Annotated in this window: 17 protein-coding genes and 1 riboswitch; of the genes, 7 read left to right on the forward strand and 10 right to left on the reverse strand. The window is 62.9% G+C overall.

The window, feature by feature from the left end; all coding sequences use genetic code 11:
• Positions 1-82: 82 nt before the first annotated feature.
• Positions 83-1,489: an adenosylmethionine--8-amino-7-oxononanoate transaminase gene (locus LOY34_RS02005; protein WP_045193839.1), complete on the reverse strand. Its 1,407-nt coding sequence runs from the start codon at positions 1,487-1,489 to the stop codon at positions 83-85.
• Between the two features lie 190 nt (positions 1,490-1,679).
• Between LOY34_RS02005 and LOY34_RS02010 the strand changes: the two genes are divergently transcribed.
• From LOY34_RS02010 to LOY34_RS02020, 3 genes are all read left to right on the forward strand, one after another.
• On the forward strand, positions 1,680-3,536 hold the full coding sequence (locus tag LOY34_RS02010; protein ID WP_195885512.1) for a flavin monoamine oxidase family protein: 1,857 nt from the start codon (positions 1,680-1,682) through the stop codon (positions 3,534-3,536).
• Between the two features lie 262 nt (positions 3,537-3,798).
• Positions 3,799-4,350, forward strand: coding sequence for a cytochrome b (locus tag LOY34_RS02015; RefSeq protein WP_045193834.1), 552 nt, complete (start codon positions 3,799-3,801; stop codon positions 4,348-4,350).
• A 34-nt stretch (positions 4,351-4,384) separates the two neighbouring features.
• Positions 4,385-4,963 (forward strand): YceI family protein, encoded by a 579-nt coding sequence (locus LOY34_RS02020; protein WP_093376912.1) that lies wholly within the window; start codon positions 4,385-4,387, stop codon positions 4,961-4,963.
• A gap of 64 nt (positions 4,964-5,027) precedes the next feature.
• Here LOY34_RS02020 and LOY34_RS02025 read toward each other — a convergent pair whose 3' ends face one another.
• The 5 genes from LOY34_RS02025 to ahcY form a co-directional block, all read right to left on the reverse strand.
• Positions 5,028-6,911: a DEAD/DEAH box helicase gene (locus LOY34_RS02025; RefSeq protein WP_045193831.1), complete on the reverse strand. Its 1,884-nt coding sequence runs from the start codon at positions 6,909-6,911 to the stop codon at positions 5,028-5,030.
• A gap of 221 nt (positions 6,912-7,132) precedes the next feature.
• Positions 7,133-7,918 carry an ABC transporter substrate-binding protein gene (locus LOY34_RS02030; RefSeq protein WP_093376907.1) on the reverse strand — a complete coding sequence of 262 codons (786 nt, stop codon included), beginning with the start codon at positions 7,916-7,918 and terminating at the stop codon, positions 7,133-7,135.
• Positions 7,919-7,983: 65 nt separating this feature from the next.
• Entirely contained in the window at positions 7,984-9,066 is a 1,083-nt protein-coding gene (locus LOY34_RS02035) for a hypothetical protein (RefSeq protein WP_195885513.1), read from the reverse strand.
• A gap of 109 nt (positions 9,067-9,175) precedes the next feature.
• A complete protein-coding gene (metF, locus tag LOY34_RS02040) occupies positions 9,176-10,021 on the reverse strand; it encodes a methylenetetrahydrofolate reductase [NAD(P)H] (protein ID WP_045193827.1) in 846 nt (281 codons plus the stop codon).
• Between the two features lie 93 nt (positions 10,022-10,114).
• Entirely contained in the window at positions 10,115-11,524 is a 1,410-nt protein-coding gene (ahcY, locus tag LOY34_RS02045; RefSeq protein WP_045193826.1) for an adenosylhomocysteinase, read from the reverse strand.
• A gap of 21 nt (positions 11,525-11,545) precedes the next feature.
• Positions 11,546-11,650: riboswitch (S-adenosyl-L-homocysteine riboswitch) on the reverse strand.
• 182 nt (positions 11,651-11,832) lie between these two features.
• Here ahcY and LOY34_RS02050 point away from each other — a divergent pair.
• Positions 11,833-12,231 (forward strand): acyl-CoA thioesterase, encoded by a 399-nt coding sequence (locus LOY34_RS02050; protein WP_195885514.1) that lies wholly within the window; start codon positions 11,833-11,835, stop codon positions 12,229-12,231.
• Between the two features lie 66 nt (positions 12,232-12,297).
• On the opposite strand, the gene LOY34_RS02055 is transcribed toward LOY34_RS02050, so the two are convergent.
• The gene (locus LOY34_RS02055) at positions 12,298-13,533 is read right to left on the reverse strand and encodes a sodium:proton antiporter (protein ID WP_045193825.1); all 1,236 of its coding nucleotides are present in this window, start codon (positions 13,531-13,533) and stop codon (positions 12,298-12,300) included.
• A gap of 200 nt (positions 13,534-13,733) precedes the next feature.
• On the opposite strand from LOY34_RS02055, the gene LOY34_RS02060 reads away from it, so the two are divergent.
• Together LOY34_RS02060 and LOY34_RS02065 are read left to right on the forward strand one after the other, a co-directional pair.
• The gene (locus tag LOY34_RS02060; protein ID WP_195885515.1) at positions 13,734-14,567 is read left to right on the forward strand and encodes an EamA family transporter; all 834 of its coding nucleotides are present in this window, start codon (positions 13,734-13,736) and stop codon (positions 14,565-14,567) included.
• Between the two features lie 25 nt (positions 14,568-14,592).
• Complete coding sequence (locus tag LOY34_RS02065; protein ID WP_093376890.1) at positions 14,593-14,979, forward strand: MAPEG family protein; 387 nt, start codon at positions 14,593-14,595, stop codon at positions 14,977-14,979.
• Positions 14,980-14,985: 6 nt separating this feature from the next.
• On the opposite strand, the gene LOY34_RS02070 is transcribed toward LOY34_RS02065, so the two are convergent.
• Positions 14,986-16,137 (reverse strand): murein transglycosylase A, encoded by a 1,152-nt coding sequence (locus tag LOY34_RS02070; protein WP_195885516.1) that lies wholly within the window; start codon positions 16,135-16,137, stop codon positions 14,986-14,988.
• Between the two features lie 130 nt (positions 16,138-16,267).
• On the opposite strand from LOY34_RS02070, the gene LOY34_RS02075 reads away from it, so the two are divergent.
• Entirely contained in the window at positions 16,268-16,714 is a 447-nt protein-coding gene (locus LOY34_RS02075; RefSeq protein WP_093387186.1) for a cytochrome c, read from the forward strand.
• Between the two features lie 46 nt (positions 16,715-16,760).
• Here the strand turns inward: LOY34_RS02075 and LOY34_RS02080 are convergent, their stop codons facing one another.
• Positions 16,761-17,156, reverse strand: coding sequence for a DUF1090 domain-containing protein (locus LOY34_RS02080; RefSeq protein WP_045193820.1), 396 nt, complete (start codon positions 17,154-17,156; stop codon positions 16,761-16,763).
• 59 nt (positions 17,157-17,215) lie between these two features.
• Entirely contained in the window at positions 17,216-18,895 is a 1,680-nt protein-coding gene (gene ligB, locus LOY34_RS02085; protein ID WP_195885517.1) for an NAD-dependent DNA ligase LigB, read from the reverse strand.
• Between the last annotated feature and the right edge of the window lie 107 nt (positions 18,896-19,002).

The following is a 19,002-nucleotide window of genomic DNA, read 5'->3' on the forward strand; positions in this document are numbered from 1 at the left end:
GTGTTGGCAGTGCGGGCTTCATCGCGGGGCAAGCCCGCTCCTACAGGGATCTTTGCAGGAGCGGGCTTGCCCCGCGATGCTGTTAGCCCGGATCGCGGAAATCAGGGTGAAAATCAGCCGGCACTGCCACGCTGACGCGGCTGCTGGTGGCGATGTCGATACCCTCGGTGGCCACCTCGGCGAGGAAGTCGATCTGCTCCGGGGTGATCACGTATGGCGGCAGGAAGTACACCACGCTGCCCAGCGGGCGCAGCAGGGCGCCACGGCTCAGGGCATGTTCGAAGACCTTCAGGCCACGGCGTTCCTGCCACGGGTAGGCGGTCTTGCTGGCCTTGTCCTGGACCATCTCGATGGCCAGGGCCATGCCGGTCTGGCGCACTTCGCCAACTTGCGGGTGGTCGACCAGGTGCTCGGTGGCGCTGGCCATGCGCTGGGCCAGGGCCTTGTTGGCCTCGATGACGTTGTCCTGCGCGAAGATATCCAGGGTCGCCAGCGCCGCGGCACAGGCCAGCGGGTTGCCGGTGTAGCTGTGCGAGTGGAGGAAGGCGCGCAGGGTCGGGTAATCGTCGTAGAAGGCGCTGTACACCTCGTTGGTGGTCAGGCACGCGGCCAGCGGCAGGTAGCCGCCAGTCAGGGCCTTGGACAGGCACAGGAAATCCGGGCGGATGCCGGCCTGTTCGCAGGCGAACATCGTCCCGGTGCGGCCAAAGCCCACGGCGATCTCGTCGTGGATCAGGTGCACGCCATAGCGGTCACAGGCCTCGCGCAGCAGCTTGAGGTATACCGGGTGGTACATGCGCATGCCACCGGCGCCCTGGATCAGCGGTTCGACGATCACCGCGGCGACCGTGGCGTGGTGTTCAGCCAGGGTCTGCTCCATGGCCGCGAACATGTTGCGCGAGTGCTCTTCCCAGCCCATGCCCTCGGGGCGCAGGTAGCAATCGGGGCTTGGCACCTTGATGGTGTCGAGCAGCAGCGCCTTGTAGGTCTCGGTGAACAACGGCACGTCGCCGACCGACATCGCCGCGATGGTCTCGCCGTGATAGCTGTTGCTCAGGGTGACGAAGCGCTTCTTCTCTGGCTGGCCTTTGTTCAGCCAGTAGTGAAAGCTCATTTTCAGCGCCACTTCGATACAGGACGAACCATTATCGGCGTAGAACACCCGGTCCAGGCCTTCGGGGGTGATCTGCACCAGGCGCTCGGACAGCTCGATCACCGGCTGGTGGCTGAAGCCTGCGAGAATCACGTGCTCAAGCTGGTCGACCTGGTCCTTGATGCGCTGGTTGATGCGCGGGTTCGCATGGCCGAAGGCGTTGACCCACCAGGAGCTGACGGCGTCGAGGTAGCGCTTGCCTTCGAAGTCTTCCAGCCACACGCCTTCGCCGCGCTTGATCGGAATCAGCGGCAGTTGTTCGTGATCTTTCATCTGGGTGCAGGGGTGCCACAGGACCTTGAGGTCACGTTGCATCCACTGTTGGTTGAGGCCCATTTCGATTCTCCTGGCGACGGCGGCTCGGACATGCCGCGCAAGCCTATGCAATGCGCCGGTCGAGAACAACCCGTGCGCTGCAATCAGGGTGCTGGCGTTGCTGGCGGGGGCGCTTGGCGTGGCGTATCCTTCGGCTACTCTTTCTGGGGGATCCCCCCAAACACTTCTGCTTTGATCCGGAGTTCGCCGAATGTCTGCTGGTTGGCTGCGCGCCTGTGCGCTGGTAATGATAGGACTGTTCAGCGGCACTGCGCTGGCCAAGGACAAGGCCCCGACGGCAATCGTCGTCGGTGGCGGTCTGGCCGGCCTGACAGCCGCCTATGAGTTGCAGAACAAGGGCTGGCAGGTGACCCTGCTGGAAGCCAAGACCGGTATGGGCGGGCGCTCGGGCCTGGCCACCAGTGAATGGATCGGCAACAGCAAGGCCCAGCCGGTGCTCAACCAGTACCTGGATGCCTTCAAGCTCAGCACCTTGCCGGCACCTGAGTTCGTGCGTACCCCGGGTTACCTGATCGATGGCGAGTATTTCAGCGCCGCCGACCTCAGCACCAAGCAACCGGCCACCGCCGAAGCGCTCAAGCGTTACGAGAAGACCCTCGACGACCTCGCACGCTCGATCGACGATCCGCTGAACCCGGCGGCCAACAGCACCCTGTTCGCCCTCGACCAGCTCAACGTTTCCGGCTGGCTCGACAAGCTGCAACTGCCGGCCACCGCGCGCCAGCTGGTCAACCAGCAGATCCGTACCCGCTATGACGAGCCGTCGCGCCTGTCGCTGCTCTATTTCGCCCAGCAGACCCGCGTCTACCGCGGCGTCAGCGACCGTGACCTGCGCGCCGCACGCCTGCCAGGCGGTAGCCCGGTGCTGGCCCAGGCCTTCGTCAAGCAATTGAAAACCATCAAGACCCAGTCGCCGGTCAGCGCCATCATCCAGGACAAGGACGGCGTCACCGTCAAGGTTGGCAGCGTCGGTTACCAGGCCGACTACGTCGTGCTGGCCGTACCGCTGCGCGCGCTGTCGAAGATCCAGATGACTCCGGGCCTGGACACCAAGCACCTGGCCGCCCTCAAGGGCACCAACTACGGCTGGCGCGACCAGCTGATGCTCAAGTTCAAGACCCCGGTGTGGGAAAGCCGCGCGCGGATGTCTGGCGAGATCTACAGCAACACCGGCCTGGGCATGCTCTGGATCGAGCCTGCGCTCAAGGGCGGCGCTAACGTGGTGATCAACCTCTCCGGTGACAACGCGCGCCTGCTGCAGGCCTTTGGCGACAAGCAGATGGTCGACCAGGTGTTGATCCGCCTGCACGCCTTCTACCCGCAAGCCCGTGGCGCCTTCACTGGCTACGAAGTACGCCGTTACAGCACTGACGTGGGTACCGGTGGCGCCTACCTGGCCTATGGCCCTGGGCAGATCAGCAAGTACTGGCGCCTGTGGGAGCGCCCGGTGCAGCGGGTTGCCTTTGCTGGCGAGCACACCGATGCGATGTACCCGGGCACCCTCGAAGGCGCCCTGCGCAGCGGCCAGCGCGCTGCCAGCCAGGTCCAGGACCTGGCCGCGGGCAAGTCGTTCGAGCCGGTCAAGGCGGTTGCCGCCACGGCCGCTGCCGGCACCGCAGCTGCCGCGGCGAGCAAAGGTAATTTCTTCAGCAACCTGTTTGGCGGCTCGCCCGACAAACCGGCCAAGGCCGAAGAGCCGGTGAAGAAGGAAGAGGGCAAGCCTGGCTTCTTCAAGCGCATGTTCGGTAGCGATGACAAGCCTGCCGAGCAGCCAGCGGCCAAGCAGGCCGAGGTGGCTCCGGCCCCTGCGCCGGCGCCGGCGCCAGCACCTGCGGTCGCCCCGGTTGCCAAGGAAGAGCCAGCCAAGGCGCCGGTGAAAGCCGCTCCGGCCAAACCAGCGGCCAAGCAGGCACCGGCGAAAAAGCCGGCAGCCAAGGCGCAACAGCCGAAGAAAACCGCAGCCAAGGCTGCGCCTGCGAAAAAAGCCGCCGCCAAGGCGGAACCAGTGAAAAAGCCGGTAGCCAATACCCAGGCCAAGGCGCAGTAATGCGCTAACTTCATCGCCGGCAACGCCGGCTCCTACAGGGGCAAGTACACACCGAACCTGTGGGAGCCAGCCTTGCCGGCGATGGGCCGCGCAGCGGCCCCAAGGCCCGCAGGGTCTTCCCTTCCCACGTAGTTAATGTTTCCTTAATAGCTTCGTTTCATACTAAAGATCATATTTCTCGATATTTCAGAGCAAGTTTTTCTGCTTTTATTCGATTAATAAATCGTTAGTCTGAGCACAGTTCTTACAGGGAAACACGGCAATGCAACTGCGCAACTCACCTTCTCGTTATGGCTTTGTCAGCATCGTCCTGCACTGGGGTGTTGCACTGGCTGTATTCGGCCTGTTCGGCCTGGGCCTGTGGATGATGGGCCTGGACTACTACAGCCCATGGCGCAAAGACGCCCCCGACCTGCACAAAAGTATCGGCCTGGTGCTGCTTGGTGTGATGCTCCTGCGCGTGCTCTGGCGCTTTCTCAGCCCACCGCCGCCAGCGCTGCCCAACCACGGCAAACTCACCCGCCTCGCCTCCAAGGCCGGCCATGGCCTGCTGTACCTGGGGCTGTTCGCGGTGATGTTCGCCGGCTACATGATTTCTACCGCCGACGGCGTTGGCATCCCGGTGTTCGGCCTGTTTGAAGTGCCGGCGCTGGTCAGCAACCTGCCCGATCAGGCCGATGTCGCCGGCGAGATCCATTTCTACCTGGCCTGGGGCCTGGTGATCTTTGCCGGGCTGCACGGCCTGGCAGCCCTGAAACACCACTTTATCGACCGTGACGCGACCCTGATCCGCATGCTGGGCCGCAAAGCTTGATGTTCAACCTCAACTCCAAAAGGGATATAGACGCATGTTGAAAAAGACTTTTGCCGCTCTGGCGCTCGGTACCGCACTGTTCTCGGCCGGTCAGGCAATGGCAGCAGACTACAAGATCGACAAGGAAGGCCAGCACGCCTTCGTTGACTGGAAGATCAGCCACCTGGGCTACAGCTTCATCCACGGCACCTTCAAGGACTTCGATGGCTCCTTCAGCTGGGACGCCGCCAAGCCTGAAGCCAGCAAGATCGCCGTCGACCTGAAAACCGCCAGCCTGTGGTCCAACCACGCCGAGCGTGACAAGCACATCGCCAGCAAAGATTTCCTCGATGTGAGCAAGTTCCCAGAGGCCAAGTTCGTCTCCACCGCTGTCAAATCGACCGGCGAGAAAACTGCTGACGTGACTGGCGACCTGACCCTGCACGGCGTCACCAAGCCAGTCATCTTCAAGGCCACCTTCAACGGTGAAGGCAAGGATCCATGGGGTGGCGAGCGCGCCGGTTTCAACGCCAAGACCACGCTGAACCTGAACGACTTCGGCATCAAAGGCCCAGGCCCGTCTTCGCAGACCCTGGATCTGGACATCTCGATCGAAGGTATCAAGCAGAAGTAATGCTTGCTGCATAAACGAAAACGCCGCCCCTAGGGGCGGCGTTTTTGTTGGCGCGGTCGCTGAATCAGCGGTTACGCGTCAGCAGCGCAGGCTTCTCGCCACGTGGACGGCTTGGCAGCTGCTCGAGCTGTTCGGCAGTCGGGAAGCGGTCGACCTTCGACTCCTTGTGGACGATCTTCGGCTGCGGCTGGCCCTCACGCGGATTGCGCACGGCCGGCTCTTTGCTCGCTTGATCGTCGCGCGCCGGGCGGCGATTGCGACCGCCACCGTCGCGGCTGCCGCCACCATTACGGGCACCGCCGCCGCGCTTCTCGCCATTGGCCGAAGCACCACCACCGCTGCGCGGACCGTTGTTGCTGCGCGGCTGGCCGCCACGTGGCTGGCCACCGGTGCTGGCGCCGGTGCCGGTCTGGGCAGGTGCGCCCGGACGACGGTTACGGCCCTGGTTGCCCTTGTTCTGGTAAGGGCTGACGTAGTCGGCGCGGTTGCCGAAGTTGTCGACTTCGTCATCCAGGAACTCTTCCGGATCACGATTGGCCGGAACTTGCGGAACACCTGGCTGGCCCGACTGGGCCTGACGCGGTTTGTTGTCGCGGGGCTTGCGCTCCTGGCGACCACCGGCGGATTTCTCCGCGGTTTTTTCCTTGTCCTTGTCGCGGCCTTTGTCTTTGCCCTGGTCCTTACCCTTGTCCTTGCGACCGCCGCTACCGGCATTGCTGCCATCGGCGCGCTGGCCACGGCCACCACGCGGATTGTTTTGCGGACGCTCACGGGTCTCGGGTTTCTCGGCTTCGACCTTGGAGGCATCAAAGCCCATCAGGTCGCCATCCGGGATCTTCTGGCGGGTAACGCGCTCGATGCTCTTGAGCAGCTTTTCTTCATCCGGCGCGACCAGCGAGATGGCCTCGCCCGAACGACCGGCACGACCGGTACGGCCGATACGGTGAACGTAGTCTTCTTCAACGTTGGGCAGTTCGAAGTTGACCACGTGCGGCAACTGGTCGATGTCCAGGCCACGGGCGGCGATATCGGTGGCAACCATGATGCGCACGCTGCCGGCCTTGAAGTCGGCCAGGGCCTTGGTGCGCGCGTTCTGGCTCTTGTTGCCGTGGATCGCGGCGGCGGTCAGGCCGTGTTTTTCCAGGTACTCGGCCAGGCGGTTGGCGCCATGCTTGGTACGGGTGAACACCAGCACCTGTTCCCACGCACCGGTGGTGATCAGGTGTGCCAGCAAGGCGCGCTTGTGGCTGGCCGGCAGGCGGTAGACGCGCTGCTCGATACGCTCGACCGTGGTGTTCGGCGGCGTGACCTCGATGCGCTCGGGGTTGTGCAGCAGCTTGTCGGCAAGGTCAGTAATGTCTTTGGAGAAGGTCGCCGAGAACAGCAGGTTCTGACGCTTGGCCGGCAGGCGGGCAAGGACCTTCTTCACATCATGGATGAAGCCCATGTCGAGCATGCGGTCGGCTTCGTCGAGCACCAGGGTCTCGACGTGGGACAGGTCAACGCTGCCCTGGCCGGCGAGATCCAGCAGACGGCCGGGGCAGGCCACCAGCACGTCGACACCCTTGGCCATGGCCTGAACCTGTGGGTTCATGCCGACGCCACCAAAGATGCAGGCGCTGACGAATTTGAGGTCGCGGGCGTAGACCTTGAAGCTGTCGTGAACCTGGGCGGCCAGTTCGCGCGTCGGGGTCAGCACCAGTACCCGCGGCTGGCGTGGGCCATGGCGCTGGGATTTGTCCGGGTGACCACCGGGGAACAGGCGTTCAAGGATCGGCAGGGCGAAACCGCCGGTTTTACCAGTACCTGTCTGGGCGGCAACCATCAGGTCGCGGCCTTGCAACACGGCGGGAATGGCCCGCTGTTGCACCGGAGTGGGCTGGGTGTAGCCCGCAGCCTCGATGGCGCGAACTAGAGCCTCGGAGAGACCGAGGGAAGCAAAGGACATGAGTAATCCTGTTTTAATGGGGGCTGAGCCCGATGGGATAATCTTGCCTGGCGCGACGGGCATCAGCTGATGCTATCGCGTCCGGTCCAGCAGGGTCTTCAATGCGCATCCGGGGCGGCGGGCGGGCTCTGGGCCGCGCTGTCCTGCCGGTCGGGATGCCTTTTGCAAGGCCGAGCGTCCGGGCGTAAGCCTGGCGGGAAGGCCCGAGTATAACAGAGCATTCAGCGCATGCTGCTTTCCTGCTGCTCAACGGCGGTTGGAAAGTTTTCCGCAGTGCCGGCGTAGCGTGCATGCAGCGCGGCATAGGCCGGCTCGCGCTTGAAGCGCCGCAGCTCGGCGGCAAAGCGCTGGGCCAGCAGGTCCATGCCGACATTGCGGCGCACCGCCAGGTACTGGCTGTGGCGGCTGATCACCAGAGGCAGTTCGCTGATTTGCTGTTCCAGGCCCAATGTCTTGATCATATAGCGGCCCACACGGCGGTCGGTGATCAACAGGTCGATACGTCCGCGCTGGAGCTTGCCGAAGTTGGCCTCGTGAGTGGGGGCCGGCTCGCGGGTGAACAGCGGTGAGTCGATAAACGCGCCACCATAGCTGTAACCGGGCGAAGTGCCGACGGTAAGGCCGCGCAGGTCTTCCAGGCGCTTGACCTTGTGCGGGCGGGCGTTGGCATAGAACAGAGTGAATTCGACGTCGGACAGCGGCTCGCTGGGGTAGAACAACTGGCTGTCGCGTTGTTCGGTCTGGAAGATGTCCAGCACGCCATCGGCCAGGCCCTGCTCGATCATCGCCAGGCAGCGCTTCCAGGGCAGGAACTGCCATTCCACCTCGACCCCCAGGCGCTTGAATACCTCGGCGGTGACCTCATAGTCGATGCCTTTGGCCTGGCCGTCTTCGAGATAGACGTAGGGGGCCCAGGGTTCGGTGACGATACGCAGCTTCTCGCCGTGGGCAAAGGCACTCAGGCAAGTGAGAATCAGCGCGGTCAACAGGCGGGTGAAATCGGGCATGGCTGGAGATTACGACGTGTGCACGGCTATGGCTAGTAGCCGTGCATGTCGAGCCAGCCTGGCTGTCAGCGCTGTGATCGCTTTAACAGTGAATCACGCACCGTGCGGTGCTTGCGGCCCAGCGACAGGCGCATGCCTGGGTGCTCGAACCATCGCTGCAGGGTATCGGCGCAGATCGGCCGCGGATGGCGGGCCCTGGCATTGTCCAGGGCCTTGTCCCACCAGGCCGTAGCGCAGGCGCGGTCGAACTCGTTGGGGTAGTCGAAGCAGCCATTGAGCAACTCGCGCATGAACTGGCGCTGTTCGCTCGGCAGGGCCAGGCTCAGCGCCTTGTAGCCCAGGCGTTGCAAGGTTGGCGGCTTGGGCAACTGGGCATTGACGCGGGTGACGTCGGCCAGTGCCTCTTCGCTCAGGGGTGCGTGCTGGTGCTTGGCCAGCCAGGCCTGGACCTTGGCCCGGAACAGCTGCTTGCGGCTCCAGTAGTGATGGATCAGGTCGGTGCACTGGTTAACCTGCATCTGCCGGTAGGCGGCCACGCCCAGGCAGAACTCCTCCAGGGTGTAGGCGCCGTTGGCGTGGGGGTAGTACTCGTCCATCAAGGCGATGGAGCGGTCCAGCAATGGCGCATCTTCCTGCATCAGGCCAATCACCCCGGAGTTCAGCAGCGGCATGTGCCGGTCGGCCAGCCCGCGTTCTTCGAGCATTGCTGCCAGGCTCTGGAACAGCGGGCACTGAGGATCATTGCCATAGGTACTGCCGATGGCATTGCACAGCAGGGTGCCTGGCTTGACCCGGCGGAACAGCTCGATGGGCGACTGATGGAAGAACGTGTCGGTATCGATCAGCACGGCCATGGGCGCGCTGGCAAGCACCTGACGCAGCACCACGTGCTTGCTGCGAAAGTGGTAGCCGTAGGGCTGGTTCCAGGCTTCACGGGTGGCGGCGTCGAGTGGATGAACAGTTACCGGCAGGTGCCGGTAGGGTTCGGGATTGTCGCTGTAGACCTGGATATCAAGTGCTTCCCCGGGTGTCTTGCGCAGGTTGGCCAGGGCGCTGACGATGCTGAACTGGGCTTCCTGGTGGTAGGTGGGCGGCCCGAAGACCAGGTAAACGAGTTGCGGTCGAGCAGGGGTAAGTCCTTGGCGCATGAAGGCACGAAAATCCGTCTGGGGGCAGGAATGCAGAAAGGCCCTTAGCGTAAGCTAAAGGCCTTTTCAGTATTCTGACGCAATTGTTACCTGCGGTGTAGCGGTTCGATCAGCGGGGCAACTTGAGGTTGTTCCAGATCGCCAGGCTCGGGTCGGCCTGGTTCAAGGTGTAGAAGTGCAACCCTGGAGCGCCGCCTTGCAGCAGTTGCTCGCACATGCGGGTGATGACGTCTTCACCGAAGGCCTGGATGCTCTTCACATCGTCGCCGTAGGCTTCCAGCTGCTTGCGGATCCAGCGTGGGATCTCGGCGCCGCAAGCGTCAGAGAAGCGCGCCAGCTTGCTGTAGTTGGTGATCGGCATGATCCCCGGTACTACCGGAATATCCACACCCAGCTGCTGCACGCGCTCGACGAAATAGAAGTAGCTGTCGGCGTTGAAGAAGTACTGGGTGATGGCGCTGTCGGCGCCGGCGTTGGCCTTGCGCACGAAGTTCTTCAGGTCGTCCTCGAAGTTGCGCGCCTGGGGATGCATCTCCGGGTAGGCGGCGATTTCGATATGGAAGTGATCGCCGCTTTCCTGGCGGATGAACTCCACCAGTTCGTTGGCGTAGCGCAGCTCACCGCTGGCCATGCCCATGCCCGACGGCAGGTCGCCGCGCAAGGCGACGATGCGCTGGATGCCGGCTGCCTTGTACTGGGTCAGCAGCGAGCGCAGGTCGTCCTTGCTGTCGCCGACGCACGACAGGTGCGGGGCGGCGGGGACTTTCACTTCGCTTTCCAGTTGCAGCACGGTGTTCAGCGTGCGGTCGCGGGTCGAGCCACCGGCACCGTAGGTGCAGGAGAAGAAATCCGGGTTGTAGCTGGCCAGCTGGCGGGCAGTGGCGAGCAGTTTTTCATGTCCAGCATCGGTCTTGGTCGGGAAGAACTCGAAGCTGTAACGACGTTCCTGAGACATAGAAGGTTCTCTTCAGCGGCAAGCTACAAGCCGCAAGCGACAAGCAGAAGCGGCGCGAACCGCTTGCAGCTTGCAGCTTGCAGCTACCAACTTTCAGTAACGGTAGGCGTGTGGCTTGAATGGCCCTTCAACAGTCACGCCGATGTATTCGGCCTGTTGCGGGGTCAGTTGGGTCACTACACCACCGAAGCCGCGGACCATTTCCAGGGCCACTTCTTCGTCGAGTTTCTTCGGCAGCACTTCAACGGTCAGGCGCTCGGCTTTCTGAGCGGCTGGCAGGTCGGCGTACTTCTGTTCGAACAGGAAGATCTGTGCCAGGACCTGGTTGGCGAACGAGCCGTCCATGATCCGGCTTGGGTGGCCGGTAGCGTTACCCAGGTTCACCAGGCGGCCTTCGGCCAGCAGGATCAGGTAGTCGTCGTTCTGTGGGTCGAAGTCGCCGTGGCCGGTACGGTGGATCTTGTGTACCTGTGGTTTGACTTCTTCCCAGGCCCAGTTCTTGCGCATGAAAGCGGTGTCGATTTCATTGTCGAAGTGGCCGATGTTGCAGACCACGGCGCGCTTTTTCAGGGCCTTGAGCATGTTGGCATCGCAAACGTTGACGTTACCGGTGGTGGTCACGATCAGGTCGATCTTGCCCAGCAGGGCCTTGTCGATGCTCGCTTCGGTGCCGTTGTTGATACCGTCGATGAACGGCGAGACCAGCTCGAAGCCGTCCATGCAGGCCTGCATGGCGCAGATCGGGTCAACTTCGGAAACCTTGACGATCATGCCTTCCTGACGCAGCGACTGGGCCGAGCCCTTGCCCACGTCACCGTAACCGATGACCAGCGCCTGCTTGCCCGACAGCAGGTGGTCGGTGCCGCGCTTGATGGCATCGTTGAGGCTGTGACGGCAGCCGTACTTGTTGTCGTTCTTGCTCTTGGTGACCGAGTCGTTGACGTTGATCGCCGGGACTTTCAGCTCGCCCTTGGCCAGCATGTCGAGCAGGCGGTGCACACCGGTGGTGGTCTCTTCGGTGACGCCGTGGACGCGCTCCAGTACCGCCGGGTATTTCTTGTGCAGCAGCTCGGTGAGGTCGCCGCCATCGTCGAGGATCATGTTGGCGTCCCATGGCTGGCCATCCTTGAGGATGGTCTGCTCCAGGCACCACTCGTACTCTTGCTCGGTCTCGCCTTTCCAGGCGAACACAGGGATGCCGGCAGCGGCAATGGAGGCAGCGGCCTGGTCCTGGGTCGAGAAGATGTTGCAGGACGACCAGCGTACTTCGGCACCCAGGGCGACCAGGGTTTCGATCAGCACGGCGGTCTGAATGGTCATGTGGATGCAGCCGAGGATTTTCGCACCCTTGAGCGGTTGCTCTTCAAGGTACTTGCGGCGCAGGCCCATCAGCGCTGGCATTTCCGATTCGGCAATGATGGTCTCGCGACGGCCCCAGGCAGCCAGGGAGATGTCGGCGACTTTGTAATCGGTAAAACCAGCAGGCGTGTTTACAGCGCTCATTGAGAGCCTCCATTCGTAGTGTGCGAATGGGCGCCGTTGTGCGTTTAGTGTCCGCAGGCAGGCCTGGCGGGACAACGCCCCATCCGAGCCTGACAGGTTGAACCTGCTGCAGCGCCCCTCGGACAGGTGGCGGGAACGGTCGCGGATGACGATGACCGTATTGAAGCGTTGGCGATTATAGCTGCGCCAGCGCAACTGCCCAAGGTTTTCTGTCGATTAATCGAGACCATAGTCGATGTTAAATGGAGGAGGGGGTCAGGCTCTGCCATCATTACCCACATCGATTGGCAAGACGGTCAGGAGCAGATATGAATTTCCACACCCGCAAATGGGTAAAACCCGAAGACCTCAACCCCAACGGCACCCTGTTCGGCGGCAGCCTGCTGCGCTGGATCGACGAAGAGGCGGCGATCTATGCGATCGTCCAGCTGGGCAACCAGCGCGTGGTGACCAAGTACATCTCGGAGATCAACTTCGTCAGCGCTTCGCGCCAGGGCGATATCATCGAGCTGGGCATCACCGCCACCGAATTCGGTCGCACCTCGATCACCCTCAAGTGCGAAGTGCGCAACAAGATTACCCGCAAGAGCATCCTCACCGTCGACCGCATGGTCTTCGTCAACCTCGGTGAAGACGGCTTGCCGGCAGCGCACGGGCGGACCGAGATCAAGTACATCAAGGATCAGTTCGATACCGCAGTGGAGTGATTGACGCCGCCGGCAAGCCGGCTCACACATATCCCAGTGCGAGCCGGTTTGCCGGCGCTAGCGGTCTCAAGGCTGCTCGGTAACCCCGCGCACCACCCGCCCGATCGTCAGGCCCTGCAACAGGATCGACGACAGCACCACGATGTAGGTGATGCTCAACAGCAGGTCACGCTCGGTGCCCGATGGCAGCGACAGCGCCAGGGCCACCGACACCCCGCCACGCAAGCCACCCCAGGTCAGCACCCGCACGGTGCCGCGCGGAACGGTGCGCCAACGGCGCAGCATCAGGATGGCCGGTGCCACGGTCAGCAGGCGCGACAGCAGGATCGCCACCGCCAGCACGCCGGCCGCCGCCAGGTGCATCCACGAGAATGGCAGCAGCAACAGCTCCAGGCCGATCAGGGCGAACAGCAGGGCGTTGAGCATGTCGTCGATCAGTTCCCAGAAACCGTCCAGGTAGCGGCGGGTCATGTCGTTCATTGCCAGGTTGCGGCCCAGGTTGCCGATGATCAGGCCGGCCACGACCATGGCGATCGGCGCCGATACGTGCAGCTCATAGGCCATGGCCGAACCGCCGATCACCAGTGCCAGGGTCAGCATGACCTCGACCTGGTACTGCTCGATGCTTTTGATCATGCGGTAGGTGATGTAGCCCACCAGGCCGCCGAACAGAATGCCGCCAATGGCTTCGCGGGCGAACAGGATCGCGGTGTCGGCCACCGTCGGTGTTTCGCCAAGCTGGGCGATGCCCAGCAATACGGTGAACACCACGACTGCAGTGCCGTCGTTGAACAGCGACTCGCCAACGATGGTGGTCTTCAGTGGCTTGGAGGCATTGGCGGTACGCAGTGCGCCGAGAACCGCGATCGGGTCGGTCGGCGAGATCAAGGCACCGAACAGCAGGCAGTAGAGCAGGCTCACATGCCAGCCGAACAGGGCGAAAATCCAGTGGGCGAGAAAGCCGATGACCACGGTGGCAATCAGCACGCCGACGGTCGCCAGCAGCCCGATCGGCCAGCGGTAGCTGCGCAGGTCGGCAAGGTTTACGTGCAAGGCGCCGGCGAACAGCAGGAACGACAGCATCCAGTGCATCAGCAGATCGTTGAAGTCGATCTGGTTCATCAAACCCTGCACGCGCTCTTCCAGGCCGGGGTAGCCGATCACGCTCAAGCCTTGCAGCAGCAGCGAGAACAGCAAGGCGGTGACCATCACGCCGATGGTTGGGGGCAGGCCGATGAAACGGTAATTTACATAGGTGAGGAGGGTGGTCAAACAGATAAACGCAGCAACGAGCTCAAGCATCCTAGGTCCTGTAGTGGCTTCCAAGTCGACACCCGATAGCCTCGGGCATTTCTTTGATGACCTGCCGAGGGCTTCGGGACACACTTTTGACTGGTTTCGTTGACCGCGTTCTTTCGATTTCGTTTCCAGCCGCCTGTGCTGAAGTGGTTATATAGCGCCTGGCCATTGATGACCTCACCTGCCTTGCCAAGGACCATTGCGTGTTAGCCACCTCATTGGTATTGGTCGCGGCGCTGCTGCACGCGACCTGGAACACCCTGATCAAATTCAGCGGCGAACGCCTGCTGGTGATTGCCAGCATGGACGTGGTGGCGCTGGTATTTGCCCTCGCCATGGTCGCGTTCGTCCAGGTGCCGCCGGCCGAGGTCTGGCCGTGGATGCTGGCCTCGGCAGTGTTTGAACTCTTCTACCGGTTCCTGCTGATACAGGCCTATCGGGTCGGTGACCTGGGGCTGGTCTATCCGTTGATGCGCGGCCTGTCGCCGCTGGTGGTGCTGGCGCTGACCCTGACCTTTGCCGGCGAAGCCCTGAGCAGCCAGCAGATCATCGGCATCCTGCTCATTCCCTGTGGCATGGCCTGCCTGCTCTGGCAGGGCGGCGGCGGTGACCGGCTGCCCTGGTCGATGCTGCCGGTGGTGGCCTTGATCGGCCTGTGCATCGGTTGCTACACCTGGCTCGACGGCCAGGCGATCCGCCTGTGGTCGCAGCCGCTGGACTATCTTGTATGGCTGACGCTGATCAGTGCCTGGCCGTTTCCGCTGCTGGCAGGGGTGGCCCGGCGCGCGCCGTTCATACTGTTCTGGCGGCTGCAGTGGCGCCTGGGCCTGGCGGTGGGTTTTTGCGTGTTGTTCAGCTATGCCCTGGTGCTCTGGGCCATGCAACTGGGGTCGGTGGCCGAGGCGGCGGCGCTGCGCGAGGTCAGCGTGATTCTGGTGGTGCTGTTCGGCATGCGCTACCTCAAAGAACCTTTTGGCGGGCCGAGGCTCTTAGCCTGTGCCCTGGTGCTGATCGGCATGCTGATCATGAAACTCTGATAATTCTACTGACAAGGACTTGGCCATGACCGTTGCCTTCTGGTGTGTACTGATTGCGTTGTTTTTGCCCATTGTCTGTACCAGCATCGCCAAGGTTGCCAGCGGGCGCTTCAACCTGCGCCAGAACCACGACCCGCGGGCGTTCCTCGACAAACTCGAAGGCTTGCCGCGCAGGGCCCACGCGGCGCAATTGAACAGCTTCGAAGCTTTCCCGGCGTTCGCCGCGGCAGTGATCATCGCCGACATCGTCGGCAACGCCGAGCAGGTGACCCAGGACGTGCTGGCGGTGCTGTACATCACCAGCCGCCTGCTCTACATCATCTGCTACCTGGCCGACTGGGCCGCCCTGCGTTCGCTGGTGTGGTTCGTCGGCCTGGGCCTGATCGCGTCGTTCTTCTTCGTCTCGATCTGAGCCGCGTCACGGCACCTGGGGCACGGCCGGCAAGGCTGCGCCCTTGGGCCACAGCAGCCAGATCTGGCCTTGCTGCTTCATGTCGCCGGCCAGTTTGCCGGCTTCAGTGCCAGTGCCCCAGAACAGGTCGGCGCGCACTTCGCCGGTGATCGCCCCGCCGGTATCCTGGGCGGCCACCGGACGCACCACCGGCGCGCCATCAGGGCGCGTGGTCGAGAGCCACAGCAGGCTGCCCAGCGGAATCACCTTGCGGTCGATGGCCACGCTGTAGCCGGCGGTCAATGGCACATTGAGCGAGCCGCGCGGGCCTTCGTTGCTGTCCGGGCGGGTGCTGAAGAACACGTAGCTGGGGTTGCTCGCCAGCAGTTCCGGAACCCGCGCCGGATTGCTCTGGGCCCAGGCATGGATGCTGCCCATGGTCACTTCTTCTTTCTTCAATTGCCCTTGTTCCACCAGCCAGCGGCCGATCGGGCGATAGGGGTGGCCATTCTGGTCGGCATAGCCGATGCGCAGTTGGCGGCCGTCTTCCAGCTGGATGCGGCCAGAACCCTGGATCTGCAGGAACTGCAGGTCCATCGGGTCGGTCAGCCAGGCCAGTACCGGTGCCTTGGCGCCCTGGGCATTGATGGTCTCTGCGGTGTCGTAGGGTTTGAGTGCCCGGCCTTCGAGGCGGCCACGCAGACGCTTGCCCTTGAGTTCGGGATAGACGCTGTCCAGCGCCACCACGATCATGTCGTCCGGTACGCCATAGACCGGCACAGTGGCGCTGTCGGTCTGGGTCAGGCTACCGGGGTAGACCGGCTCGTAGTAACCAGTGATCAAGCCGTTGGCGTTGTTCTCGGCCGAACGCATGCTGTAGACGTCCAGCTGCGCCTGAAGAAAGCTGCGTACTTCAGCCGGGCTGGCAGCAATGGCTGCCGCTGCGCTGCAGGTGTTGGCCCAGATCGCATCACGCTTGAGCCGCTCGCAGGCACTGCGCCAGGACTCGAAACCGGCGACCAGGTCGCTGTCGCTGACCTGTGGCAGGTCTTCCCAGGTGGCGCCGACGTAGGTAGCCAGCGGGTGTGGCTTGGGTTTTTCCGGCGCGCTGCCGTTGCAGCCGGCCAGCAGGGCCAGCACCGACAGGGTCCAGCCGAGGTGGCGCAAAGGAAGTTTCATCAACGGGGTTCCTCGACGGTTGGCGTGGCTTGCAGCCGTTTTCGCAAACCGTAGTTTTAATAAGGGTATTGGTCTTTGCCGGTGAGGCGAGGATACTGGCCGCCTTTTTCCGTGAGCCGAAGTGATCAAGATGCTCAAGCGACTTTCTGTTGTACTGCTGGCGTGTTTGACCCTGAGTGCCTGTGGCGGGGTCGATCCCAACTCGCCACTGGGCCAGCGCAAGACGATCTTCAAGCAAATGCTCAAGACCAGTGAAGACCTTGGCGGCATGCTGCGTGGGCGCCTGGCCTTCGATGGGCAGAAGTTCGCCGATGGCGCGGTCAAGCTCGACAACCTGTCCCGCGAGCCCTGGAAGCACTTTCCACAGGTTCGCGAAGAGGATGATACCAGCGCCCGCGCCGATGTCTGGGAGAAGCAGGCACGCTTCCAGGACCTGGCTCGGCAGATGGAGGCCAGTACCGCCGAACTGGTCGCGGTGACCCGCACCCAGCCGCTCAAGGCGGCTGACCTGGCTGCGCCGATGGACAAGGTCGAGGCGGCGTGCAAAGCCTGTCATACCGAGTTTCGAAATCACTGAGTGGCTGTGGGAGCGGATAAATCCGCTCCGACAATAACGCTGTCAGTTACTTCTCCAGCTCTTTCAGCGCGTCTTGCAGCTCCTGCTTGGACTCTGCCAGCTTGTCCTTGCGCTTGTTGATCTTCTCGGCGTCACCTTTTTTCATGGCCTTGTCCAGGTCCTTGGTGCGCTGGTTCACTTCGTGACGGGCATCGAGGACTTTCTGTTCGCGCTCTTTGCGCAGGCTGGCATCGGTGCAATGCTCGGTCACTTCGCTGAGGGCTTTTTCCAGGCCGGCTTGCTGATTGCTGTTGCCATGGGCGCGAGCCTGTTCGATCTGTTCGCTGATGGCTTGCTTCTTGGCTGCGCAACCGGTCAGGCCTGGCTGTTGTTCGGCAGCCAGCAGGGGCGTGGCCAGGAGTGAACAGACGGTGAACAGGGCAAGCGGGGAAAGCAGTTTCATTAGGGGCTCCGTTGTCGCGGGCTTGGCAGAATCCATGATGCTGCCCTGATCCGACAAAATTAGAAACCCTCGATTGTGTGTCTGCGCAATTGTTCGGCCACTATCTGCACCTGCGGTGAGCGGAAAAATGCCAGCAATTGCGCGCTGCGGCCCGGGCCAACACCCGGCTCGGCCAGCCATTGCCCGGCATCGCGCTGGCGCAGGTCTGCCCAGGTGGTGCCCGCTGCCAACGGCGTCGCGGCTGGAACGCCGAGGGCACTGAGCCAGCGAACAAAGGGTTGCCGGCGGGCCTGGTCGAAGGCTTGCAGTAACTGCTGGCGGCTGCGTTCGCCAAGCCCTGGCACCGATTGCAAGTCTTCATCCTTCAGGTCGAGCCAGTCGCCCAGGCCTTGCACATGGCCACTGTCGATGAGTTTTTCCCAGGTGCCTGGGCCCAAACGGGGCATGTTCAGGCCTTGCTTGGAGCTGAGCCAATTGAGGCGGGCGACGAATTGGCTACGGCAGCCATCGTCGGGTTGCCAGCAACTTAGTGAGTGGTAGTGGGCAGGGTCAGGGGTTGCGATGTCCATGCGTTGAACACTGCGGTGCACCACCTCATCCAGGCGTGGAATGGTCAGCCCGGCGAGGCTGATGGCCACCTGGTCGCCGGGGCGGATGTCCAGCTGCTGCCAGCGTTGGAAGGAGCCGAGGCTGACCTGGCGGATCTGCCGGTCATCCAGTTGCACCGGCTCGATCTTCAGCACCGGGGTGATACGCCCGGTACGGCCGATGTTGAAGTGTACGCCCCGGACTTGCGCCAGCGCCTGGGCAAAGGGGTATTTCCACGCGGTTGCCCAGTACGGGTCGCGCGCTTGCCAGCGACTGCCGTACGGGCGCTGGCCCTGGCGCAGCACCACGCCGTCGCTGGCGAAGGGCAGCGGGCTGCGGTACCAGTGTTCGCGCCAGCGGGCAGCCTCGGCGAAGCTGCTCAAGGGCTCGCTGTAACGCTCGCTATGCTCAAAACCCAACGCGCTCAAGCCCTTGAGCCGCTCGCGCTGGCCGGCCGGCCCCAGCGGCCAGGCCCAGACAAACAATCCGACCACAGCGCCCTGTTCGGCACTGATGCGTTTGCGCGCCAGCAAGCCGGCGACGTTGCCGCGGGCGTTGAGGCTGCCGGCGTTGGCTTGCACGTGGCCGTCCAGGCGCCAGAACAGTTCGCCCTGGAGTACCAGGTCGAGCGGCTTGGGCAATTGCTGGTTGAGTGTGCCCAGGGCCGGGATATGCCGGCTCCAGTCGTGGCCATGGACGCCGTCGCCGCGGCTGATCAGTTGCACCAGCTTGCCGTCGCGATAAACCAGGGTGGCCGCCACACCATCGACCTTGGGTTGAATCCACAGCTCCTGCTTGCCGTGCATCCAGGCTTTGACCGCCGCATCGTCGGCCAGCTTGCCAAGGCCGGTATGGGCAATCGGATGGCGCAAGGGGCCGACAGCGGTTTTCAACGGGCTGTCCTGCGGCCTGGCTGGCGTCGGGAAGCAGCTTTGCAGATGGCCCAGGCGTGTGCGGCTCTGGTCATAGAGTTCGTCAGCGACCAGCGAGACACCCTGACGGTGATAGTGATCGTCCCAGTCGGCAAGCGTCTGCTGGAGCTGGCGGATTTCAGCCCGAGCCTGAACAGGCGGCCAGTCGGGGCAAGTCTGCGCGTGTGCCGGAAGCAGCCAGAAGAAGAGCAGAAGGGACAGCAGGGACGTGTGCAGCATGGCGAGCATCCTTGCTCGGTGGGATGGAATACCAAGCCTAGGAAAGATTGAGCACCTTGAAGGTGTTCAACATGTCAGGTCATGTGTCTAGGCCAATGAAAAAGCCC

It is taken from the genome of Pseudomonas sp. B21-009, assembly GCF_024749345.1.
Taxonomy (GTDB): domain Bacteria; phylum Pseudomonadota; class Gammaproteobacteria; order Pseudomonadales; family Pseudomonadaceae; genus Aquipseudomonas.

Coding starts and splice junctions, on each gene's coding strand:
- LOY34_RS02055 (WP_045193825.1), bottom strand. CDS start 13,533: ATGCTTGAGCTCGTTGCTGCGTTTATCTGTTTGACCACCCTCCTCACC.
- LOY34_RS02070 (WP_195885516.1), bottom strand. CDS start 16,137: ATGAAACTTCCTTTGCGCCACCTCGGCTGGACCCTGTCGGTGCTGGCC.
- LOY34_RS02015 (WP_045193834.1), top strand. CDS start 3,799: ATGCAACTGCGCAACTCACCTTCTCGTTATGGCTTTGTCAGCATCGTC.
- LOY34_RS02030 (WP_093376907.1), bottom strand. CDS start 7,918: ATGCCCGATTTCACCCGCCTGTTGACCGCGCTGATTCTCACTTGCCTG.
- LOY34_RS02010 (WP_195885512.1), top strand. CDS start 1,680: ATGTCTGCTGGTTGGCTGCGCGCCTGTGCGCTGGTAATGATAGGACTG.
- LOY34_RS02050 (WP_195885514.1), top strand. CDS start 11,833: ATGAATTTCCACACCCGCAAATGGGTAAAACCCGAAGACCTCAACCCC.
- LOY34_RS02075 (WP_093387186.1), top strand. CDS start 16,268: ATGCTCAAGCGACTTTCTGTTGTACTGCTGGCGTGTTTGACCCTGAGT.
- ligB (WP_195885517.1), bottom strand. CDS start 18,895: ATGCTGCACACGTCCCTGCTGTCCCTTCTGCTCTTCTTCTGGCTGCTT.
- metF (WP_045193827.1), bottom strand. CDS start 10,021: ATGTCTCAGGAACGTCGTTACAGCTTCGAGTTCTTCCCGACCAAGACC.
- LOY34_RS02025 (WP_045193831.1), bottom strand. CDS start 6,911: ATGTCCTTTGCTTCCCTCGGTCTCTCCGAGGCTCTAGTTCGCGCCATC.
- LOY34_RS02035 (WP_195885513.1), bottom strand. CDS start 9,066: ATGCGCCAAGGACTTACCCCTGCTCGACCGCAACTCGTTTACCTGGTC.
- LOY34_RS02080 (WP_045193820.1), bottom strand. CDS start 17,156: ATGAAACTGCTTTCCCCGCTTGCCCTGTTCACCGTCTGTTCACTCCTG.
- LOY34_RS02005 (WP_045193839.1), bottom strand. CDS start 1,489: ATGGGCCTCAACCAACAGTGGATGCAACGTGACCTCAAGGTCCTGTGG.
- LOY34_RS02020 (WP_093376912.1), top strand. CDS start 4,385: ATGTTGAAAAAGACTTTTGCCGCTCTGGCGCTCGGTACCGCACTGTTC.
- ahcY (WP_045193826.1), bottom strand. CDS start 11,524: ATGAGCGCTGTAAACACGCCTGCTGGTTTTACCGATTACAAAGTCGCC.
- LOY34_RS02065 (WP_093376890.1), top strand. CDS start 14,593: ATGACCGTTGCCTTCTGGTGTGTACTGATTGCGTTGTTTTTGCCCATT.